7 protein-coding genes are annotated in these 8,790 nt (G+C 34.1%); 6 read left to right on the plus strand and 1 reads right to left on the minus strand.

The annotated features are described in order from the left end of the window. The first annotated feature begins 262 nt into the window (after window positions 1-262). From ACJMLD_RS08535 to hisB, 6 genes are all read left to right on the plus strand, one after another. Window positions 263-4,147, plus strand: coding sequence for a DUF3344 domain-containing protein (locus ACJMLD_RS08535; RefSeq protein ID WP_405270503.1), 3,885 nt, complete (start codon window positions 263-265; stop codon window positions 4,145-4,147). Window positions 4,148-4,255: 108 nt separating this feature from the next. Next, window positions 4,256-4,846 (plus strand): flavodoxin family protein, encoded by a 591-nt coding sequence (locus tag ACJMLD_RS08540; protein ID WP_405270505.1) that lies wholly within the window; start codon window positions 4,256-4,258, stop codon window positions 4,844-4,846. Window positions 4,847-4,891: 45 nt separating this feature from the next. Next, a complete protein-coding gene (locus tag ACJMLD_RS08545) occupies window positions 4,892-6,451 on the plus strand; it encodes an oligosaccharide flippase family protein (protein ID WP_405270507.1) in 1,560 nt (519 codons plus the stop codon). Between the two features lie 119 nt (window positions 6,452-6,570). Further along, entirely contained in the window at window positions 6,571-7,263 is a 693-nt protein-coding gene (locus tag ACJMLD_RS08550) for a TOBE domain-containing protein (protein WP_405270509.1), read from the plus strand. 17 nt (window positions 7,264-7,280) lie between these two features. Beyond that, window positions 7,281-7,481 (plus strand): 4Fe-4S binding protein, encoded by a 201-nt coding sequence (locus ACJMLD_RS08555; RefSeq protein ID WP_405270511.1) that lies wholly within the window; start codon window positions 7,281-7,283, stop codon window positions 7,479-7,481. A gap of 39 nt (window positions 7,482-7,520) precedes the next feature. After that, window positions 7,521-8,099: an imidazoleglycerol-phosphate dehydratase HisB gene (gene hisB / locus ACJMLD_RS08560; RefSeq protein ID WP_405270513.1), complete on the plus strand. Its 579-nt coding sequence runs from the start codon at window positions 7,521-7,523 to the stop codon at window positions 8,097-8,099. Window positions 8,100-8,238: 139 nt separating this feature from the next. Here the strand turns inward: hisB and ACJMLD_RS08565 are convergent. Continuing rightward, window positions 8,239-8,790 (minus strand): F420-dependent methylenetetrahydromethanopterin dehydrogenase (locus ACJMLD_RS08565; protein WP_405270515.1); only part of this gene is annotated, 552 nt, incomplete at its 5' end.

The following is an 8,790-nucleotide window of genomic DNA, read 5'->3' on the forward strand; positions in this document are numbered from 1 at the left end:
GCATGCAACGTAACAAGCACAGTAAAAATAACAAAATAAAAACTTAGAAAAATGGGTTCATTCCCATTTTTTCATTTTCTTTTTTTATTCATATCCTAAGTCACATATTTTAAAACATTTGACTATTTTTTTATCATTAAGAAAAATTTATATTCTTTTTATTTCAAAATAATTATTGATTATTATAATTATTTAAAAAAGTATTACTCATATGACAAGTTTTGTAATACTTTTAATAAACAATTTTTAATTGGGGTTTCTCATGATGAATAGAAAGGTATTGTTGGTTTCATGTTTAATCTTCATGATGTTTATTAGTGTAGGAGTTGTATCCGCTGAAGATATCAATTCTACTTCTTTGACTGTTGATTCAACATATGATAATCAAGATTATATTGATGAAAATTTGGCTAGTTCTAATCAAGATGTTATTGGTGAAGTGATTAGTGATGATATAGAAACTGTTGATTCAGGCACTGTTTCTGGGGGTGTTGATGTTGTAGCTAAGCATCCATGGGCGGAATCTGATGCTAAAAATGGTAATCATGGTGATTTAGTTTATAATGTTCCTTCAAAAGCGACAGACATTAAATGTGCTTATGCATATGTCAGCATTTATTCCGGCAGTGCACAGTCTAATTATGGTTCTGTTGCGGATATTTCAATCAAAGCAAAAAATGGCAATCTTCATAAAACCGAAAATTTATGGATAAGTAGCGGAACAACAGATGGTGAAATTTACATTGTAAATGATCATATTACAAAATGTTATTCTGATTATATGATTTTTTATAATGTCACTAATTTGGTACAGGGTTCAGCTGGCAGTCCAATTACAATAGATGTTTCTTCTTTGCCAATGGATGGAAAAGCATTTGATGGAAGAATAAAGTTAATTTCATTGATTTTAGCTTATGAGGATGGTGATTCAGATTCTATTGACTATTGGATTAATGCGGGTCAGGCCTGGACAAATGAAAAAACCTATACCTATTTTAATTCAGGGGATGTTGATGTTGATTCCAATACTAAGATTACCCTTACAAATGTAGGTCTTTCAAGCAATGATGCATTTTATGAAATTAATGGTGAGAGTCTATTTTTTGATGAGGACTCTGGTGATGAATATATTAACGGCGCTTATTATCAATATCATAAATGGGATGTTACTGACTATTTTACAGGTGATACGGAAATTGCATTCACTTCAAGTAAGGATGGATGGGCTTCTTTTAAGGAAGTTCTTTCAGTTTTAATTATAGACCATAATTTCTCTGAAGATGCGGGGTCCAATAATCAAACTATTGTAGATTTTAAAACAGAATATTCTACCGGTGTCGAACCAACAATCTGTATTTTTGCGGGAACCAATAATACTGTAAATGTTAAGGCAATGACAAACAATAAAGGGTCTTACACAATCGAATTGTTGGCCGATGGTACAGTTGTAAATAAAACAAAAGTAACTCTTTTAAAAAATGTTGCTAAAACTGTGTATTTAACCGACCCAACAATTCGCGCCGTCAATAAAAATACAGTTTACGGAGCAAACAATAAGAAAGTTAATTATGAAGTTAGGATTTTATCAAACAATCAAGTTATAAATTCTTCTTCCCATATCATTCCTATTTTGTATAATGGTTATTTAGGTAAAGATTTGGCATATCCTAATGAAGGATATGAGCTGTCATTTAAGGAAACTATCACTGGCGATATGGTAATCGATACTAAAGATGAAAATTCTTACTTGGAAAGAACAGATTTAAAAAGAACCGACGTTTGGAATGTTAAGTTGCCTAAAAATTCCAATTTTGTAAAGGCATATATTTACATACCTTACAATTATTATATTCCAAATTACTCTAAAAAGATTCCTGAAGACATCAACATGTTCAATGTCAAATTCAATGGTGTTAAAGTAACTCCTATTGGCTTTTACAGGGACCAAAGCAATATAGGAAACTATGCAGAATATGGTTATGGGCTTTTAGTCTATGATGTCACTGATTCTATAAAAACAGGTGATAATACTTTTATTTTGAACAAAAAAGATGAATACCCGGGGGTCTATCCAAGCACTTTGATTTATATGTACAATACCACCGGCAGCACCAAACTCAAAGAGATATATATTTCAAATGGTGTTGATTTGCTTGAAAATAACTATAATTTAGCAAATAGGGAAGTTAAATCAGATACAACCGTTAATTTAAATTCAGAATTGGTTGAAAATGCAAAATTGTATGTTTTTGCTGCTGGGGCTCAAAAAGGTGAAGGAGACATTGCTTTTAATAAAGTTGCAAAATCTGATGTTTGGAAGGGAACATTGCACACAACAGATTTATACACATTGGACGTTACAAAATCCATCAATAACGTAAATAACATCTCTTTCATTTCAACCGGATCTACAATTCAAGCATTACAACAAATAATTGTCCTCAGCAAAAATTTACAAACATCTGTTTCAAAAATCAGCACAGAACAAGACAATGTAGTCTTTGCAGGCATTAAAAATAACGTAAATATAAATATTAAAAACACTAGAAGTGGTAAGGTCACTGTAAAGCTGTTTGCTGATGGAAAACTTGTCAATACTACTCAAATTGATTTAAAAGGAAAGAGTGAGTCTTTAAGGTTAGTGGATCCTACTATCCGTCAGGCTACCAAAAATTCAGTCTATGGAGCGAAAAATGATAAGGTTAATTACACAGTTAAAGTGTTATTAAACAATAAAATTATCAATAGCTCTTCAAAATCCATCCCTGTCTTATACAATGGATATTTGGGTAAAGATTTGGAATATTCAACTGAAGGACAGGATTTATTCTTTAAGGGAACAATCACTGGAGATATTGTAGTTAGTCCTAAAAATGATTATTTGCCAATGTCAACTCTTAAAAGAACAGAAAGCTGGAATGTTAATTTAGCTAAAACTTCTAAATTTGTAAAGGCTTATATTTATGTCCCATATTATTTCTTTGACAATTCTTTAGGCATTGCGGAAGGTAAAAACATGTTTGCAACCGAATTCAATGGTGTTAAAGTAACCCCTATCGGATTTTATAGGGATCAATCAAATTACGGAACTTATGCGAAATATGGTTATGGGCTTTTGGTTTATGATGTCACCAAGTTAATGAAAAACGGAGATAACACCTTCACTTTAAATAAGAATAAGGCAACAACTACCGTATGCCCAATCACTTTGATTTATTTGTATAACAGCACTACCAGTCATGTTAGTAGAGATGTTTATATCTCCAATGGTGCGGATTTGCTTTCTTCGGATGCAGTCAATGGCATGGCTCAAGTTAAGTCCAATTCAGTTATAACCGCCGATTTAAAAAATCTGAAAGATGCAAAGCTGTATGTCTTCGCTGCAGGAGCCCAAAAAAATGAAGGCAATCTAGTATTCAATGGAATTGAATATGCTAATGTATGGAATGGAAAAGTATTTTCTAGTGATGTTTATTCTTTGAATGTTAAAGATAAATTAAGAGAGGTTAATTCAATTTCATTTGTTTCAACCGGAAGCGAAATGTTGGCATTGCAGCAAATATTGGTGGTTGTTAAAAAGACAACTTCTAAAATTACTGCCGCTGAAAAGAATTTTGAACCGGCAGTAAAAACTAAGAAATACTCAATCACTTTAAAGAATTTCCAAAATAAAGCGATTTCAAAAGTTCCAGTCAGTATTACAATCAATAAAAAAACCTATAAGGCAACAACTAATTCAAACGGTGTTGCAACATTTAAAATAACCAAACTGACTAAGATTGGGTCATACAATGCAGTTATCACTTACAATGGAAATGCAAACTACAATAAAATAACTAAAAAAGTGACAATAACTGTTAAACCGACACCGAAACTAACTGCTAAAGCAGCAACTTTTAAAGTCAAAACAAAAACCAAAAAATATACAATTACTTTAAAGACCAACAAAAACAAAGTGATGAAAAAAGCCAAAGTCACCTTACAGGTTAATGGAAAAAAATATAGTGCTACAACCAATAGCAAAGGCCAGGCAACATTCAAGATAACCAAATTGACCAAAAAGGGAACATTCAAGGCGACAGTTTCCTATGCTGGAACAAAAAAGATCAATAAAGTGTCTAAAAAAGTAAACATTAAAGTCAAGTAGGTGCACATGCATCCTACTAATTTTTTATTTTTAACTCTATTTGCATTTATTTTTCCTATTAAACTATTTTTACTAAAACATCTAAACTTATATTAAGGTTTTGATATCGTGAAAGTTTTTGGAATTTGCGGAAGTCCTAGAGACAGTACAACAGCATATGTTTTAAGAAATGCTTTATATAAATTGGAAAATAGAAATTTTGACACGGAAATCTTCACTTGCATGGGCAAGGACATCAAACCCTGCATGCATTGTGACTATTGTCTGGAACATAAGAAATGCATTATTGAGGATGATATGAAAGGAGTATATGAAGGGCTTTTGAATGCTGATGGAATCATTTTGGCAACTCCAATCCAGAGCGGCGGCATCAGCAGCAATTTATCGGCAATCATGGATAGGACCAGAGCTTTAGAAGCAGTTGACTATAATATTTTAAGGGGCAAAATAGGAATGAGCATTGCCGTCGGAGGAGACAGGACTGGCGGTCAGGACTTCGCGCATCTGAAAAATATTACATATTTTATGATACACGGAATCATTCCAGTAAGTGGAGGGCCTTTTGGGTCTAATTTAGGTGCTTCATTTTGGTCAAATGATTCATTGGAAGACATTAAAAATGATGATTATGGAATGGAGTCTTTAGATAGGACTTTAGTTGAATTTGAAAATTTCTTGAATAAGTATATATTTAAATAGTACAATATGTTTATATTAGTTATAGTTAATTTTTAAGGTTATATTATGGCGAATAAGTTAGTGCGTGGTAGTTTAATAATCTTGATAGGTAATGTAATTTTCCGTATTGGCGGTTACATCTACCGTTTTTTAATGGCTATTCTTTTAGGCCCTACTGCGTATGGTATTTTAGGAATTACCTTACCATTCCAGGGAATTTTCCAGACTTTATCGGCTGGGGGCCTTCCTCCTGCAATTGCCAAGTATGTTGCAGAATATGAGGCCGTTGATGAAAAGGATATGGCTAGGCAGACCATTTATACGGCCTTGAAAATTATGGTATTTTTAGGTTTGTTCTTTGGAGCTTTAATGATTTTTGCCGTTGCTCCATATCTTGCTTATGATTACCTTGGAAAGCCTGCTGCTTTAATCCCTTTGCAGATTGTAGGCCTTATTACTCCATTCAGTGTTATTGTCGGTGCATTTAGGGGGGCATTCCAGGGAGTCTATAAAATGGAATATATCGTCTATACCCGTGCAGTAGAGCAGCTAGGCATGATCTTGTTTGCAACTGCATTCGTTTTGATTGGATTGTCTACAGTCGGAGCCTTATGGGGTACTGTTTTGGGATATTCCCTTTCAGTTGTTGCGGCAGTATATATTTTTAAATATCATATGGGCGATTTGATTCCAAAGGCAAGCGATAATTTTGTTTTCACACGCAAGGATGAATTGAAACTGGCAGGAACATTGGTTAAGTTTTCCATTCCGGTGATTATCACAGCAATTGCTGAAATGCTTATCTATAACATCTGCACTATTGTTATGGGCAGATTCTTGACTTTTGACGATATCGGATTTTTTGCAGCGGCCGATCCTATTGCAAGGCTTCCGCTGATTATTTCCATTTCCATAGCCACTACAATTCTTCCCGCTTCATCCGAAGCATTCAAGCTTAAAGATGTGAACATGCTTCAAAAATATGTTTCTGAAGCCTATAAGTATTCATTGTTGTTTGTTGTTCCTATGTGCGTGGGTCTTGCATTGTTCGCAACACCTACTTTAAGAGTGCTTTACTTCAAAAATCCTGCTTATGTTGCAGGAGCAATGGCATTGTCAATTTTATCTTTAGGAATGACATTTTATTCAATATTCGCAATTTCAACCAGTATTATTCAGGGAATTGGCAATCCTAGAATTCCAATGTACATTTTGGTTGGCGGTGCAGTCGTTACAGGTATCCTAAACTGGGTCATGGTTCCAAAGTTAGGAATCGCCGGCGGTGCATTGGCTACCAGTGTTGCTTGCTTTTTGATGATGGTGCCTTGCGTTTATATGGTATTCAGATTAACTAAAACCAAATCCCCTACAAAATCAGTCGTTAAGATATTGGCCGCTTCTGCAATTATGGGGGTGGCAGCATATTTCATACCGAAATCAACCGTTTGGCTGTTCCCGGGAATATTTATTTGCATAATTGTTTATTTCTTTGCTTTGATTTTAGTCAAATTCTTCCAAAGGGATGATATCGAAAGTTTAAGGAATCTGTCAGCAAGATTCGGTCCATTATATAAAATTGTAGATAAGGTGTTGAATCTTGTTGAAAGGTTAGAATTCGGCGAATAATCGTATCGATATGAAAATATTATTAAAGTTATTTTCGTGTCAGATTATTTCAAAATAAATAGAAAAGTTATTTAATAATAAAAGAGATAGATATATTATTATATTTCGGGGGATTTATAATGGCTGATGTAAAAGCAGGTGTTGAATATAAAATCAATGTAGATGGCAATTCTTTTTTATTGGACGGTAAGAAATATCAACTACTTCAATCCATTTTAGATTTTGGTTCTTTAACTGCAGCCGCCAAAGAGATTAAAGTTTCTTACAGGACTGCACTGAATTACATTGAAAAGATGGAATCATCACTTAATGTTAAAATCGTTAGCACCACAAAAGGTGGAAAAGGCGGAGGTGGAGGAACCGCTCTTACTGAAGAAGGGTACTCTATCCTAAAAGAATGTAAAAAAATCAATGCCATCATGGAGCTTCACAAAGATGTAAATGAAATCGAAGCGGAAATTGTTGACATTAATGAAGTTAAAGGCGTAATGACAATCAAAATGGATCAGTTTGAGATTAACGCTCCATTGAATAGAAAGTATAAAATTGGGGATAAAATTCTCGCTTTGATAAGTTATGACAATATATTTTTGATGCTGGAGCCTCAAACTTCAAGCATTCGTAACATATTAAAAGGCCAGATTGTTGAAATGAAACTTGAAAATGAGATAATTCGTGTTAAGATTAATGTTGGAGGCGTTGTTTTATCCTGTGACATTACAGTTTCTGCCGAAAAGGAGTTGAATCTCAATATTGGTAAGGAAGTCTATGTCGGATTTAAAGCGATGTCAGTTGCAACTTTAAAGTTATGATGTTTGGTGATTAGTTCATGTTGCAGATTTTGGTTGATGAAGATGAATGCATCGGTTGTGGAAACTGCTATGAGATTTGTCCCAAAGCAGCTAAAATTTGGAAAGTTGATAGAGTTGCACATATATTGGATTTGAGATATTGTCATGTTTGCACATTATGTGCAATGGAATGCCCTACACAATGTATTAAAATCATACGTCCGGGCGAAGAAGATTAAATGCTTGAAGGTTAAATTAATTATTTGATAGGTTAAATTATGACTAGAAATGCAAACGTTTCAAGAAAAACATCTGAAACAGATATCAGTATTAGAATGGATCTTGATGGAACCGGTAAATATAATATTTCCACTGGTGTGAACTTTTTTAACCATATGCTGGAATCATTTTCAAAACACAGCATGGTTGATTTGGATGTTCAGGCTATAGGGGATATTGAAATTGATGATCACCATACTATTGAGGATATTGGAATCCTTTTAGGTGAAGCATTTAATCAGGCTATTGGTGATAAAAAAGGAATTAAAAGAATGGCTCACGCAATAGTTCCTATGGACGAATCAGTTGCAACAGTTGCAATTGACATCAGCGGCCGCAGCTATTGCAATATGAAGCTTGACTTTAAAAATGAGAAAATCGGCGACATGACAGCCGATGTTGTTATTCACTTCTTCGAATCATTTGCTTCAAGTGCCAAATTGAACATTTACGGTACTGTTGAAGGGGCGAATGACCACCATAAGGCCGAAGCTATTTTCAAGGCATTTGCCAAATCCTTAAAGGAAGCCATTAAAATTGAGCATGACCAGATTCCTTCTACAAAAGGAGTATTATAGCTATTATATTATAGCTATCTTTTTTTAATTTTTTAATAAAAACAATAGATTTTTTTTTTAAATGATAGCATAGCTATTATGAGCTAATTTTGGAAAAAACAGTAAAAAAATAAAAAAATGAAGTAGCAAAGTATGCTACTTATTGTGGTTTTGAGATTAATTCTGTTTTACAACCAGGGTTTCCTTCTTTCATGTGAGGGGTTCTTAAAACAGTGTCGTTTGCTTTTTCGATTTCTCTTGCTTCTTGTGCTAATTTAGCAGCACATGCAGCGATTTCGTGAGCAGCAGCTACTAATGGGATGAAGTTTTCGAAACCTTTGGTCATGAAACAACCTTTCATGTCTAAGTTAGCAACGGATCCTGCCATTTCGTATGCAGCGATAGCTTTTGCTTTTGCGTATGGGTTTGCGAATCCACCAGCTTCTGCAGCTTTTTCAGCGGTAACAATGAGTTTTGGTAATTCGATTGAGCCAGATTCTGCTTGTTCGATTACGGTGTCGATAGTTTGTTGGACTAATCTTAATGCTCCGGTTTCTGCGAGTACTTTTAAGATGTCTGAGTTGAAAATAGCCATTTCGGTTGGGTCTAACCATTCTCTTTTTGCACCAATCATTGGGTCAGACATTACGATAATGTATCCTAAACCTTGTTCGTCCATTTCATCTTTTTTACCTTTACCAGGTGCGTCACC

The sequence above is a fragment of the Methanobrevibacter sp. genome (assembly GCF_045112895.1).
Taxonomy (GTDB): domain Archaea; phylum Methanobacteriota; class Methanobacteria; order Methanobacteriales; family Methanobacteriaceae; genus Methanocatella.

Coding starts and splice junctions, on each gene's coding strand:
- ACJMLD_RS08555 (WP_405270511.1), top strand. CDS start 7,281: ATGTTGCAGATTTTGGTTGATGAAGATGAATGCATCGGTTGTGGAAAC.
- ACJMLD_RS08550 (WP_405270509.1), top strand. CDS start 6,571: ATGGCTGATGTAAAAGCAGGTGTTGAATATAAAATCAATGTAGATGGC.
- ACJMLD_RS08545 (WP_405270507.1), top strand. CDS start 4,892: ATGGCGAATAAGTTAGTGCGTGGTAGTTTAATAATCTTGATAGGTAAT.
- ACJMLD_RS08535 (WP_405270503.1), top strand. CDS start 263: ATGATGAATAGAAAGGTATTGTTGGTTTCATGTTTAATCTTCATGATG.
- hisB (WP_405270513.1), top strand. CDS start 7,521: ATGACTAGAAATGCAAACGTTTCAAGAAAAACATCTGAAACAGATATC.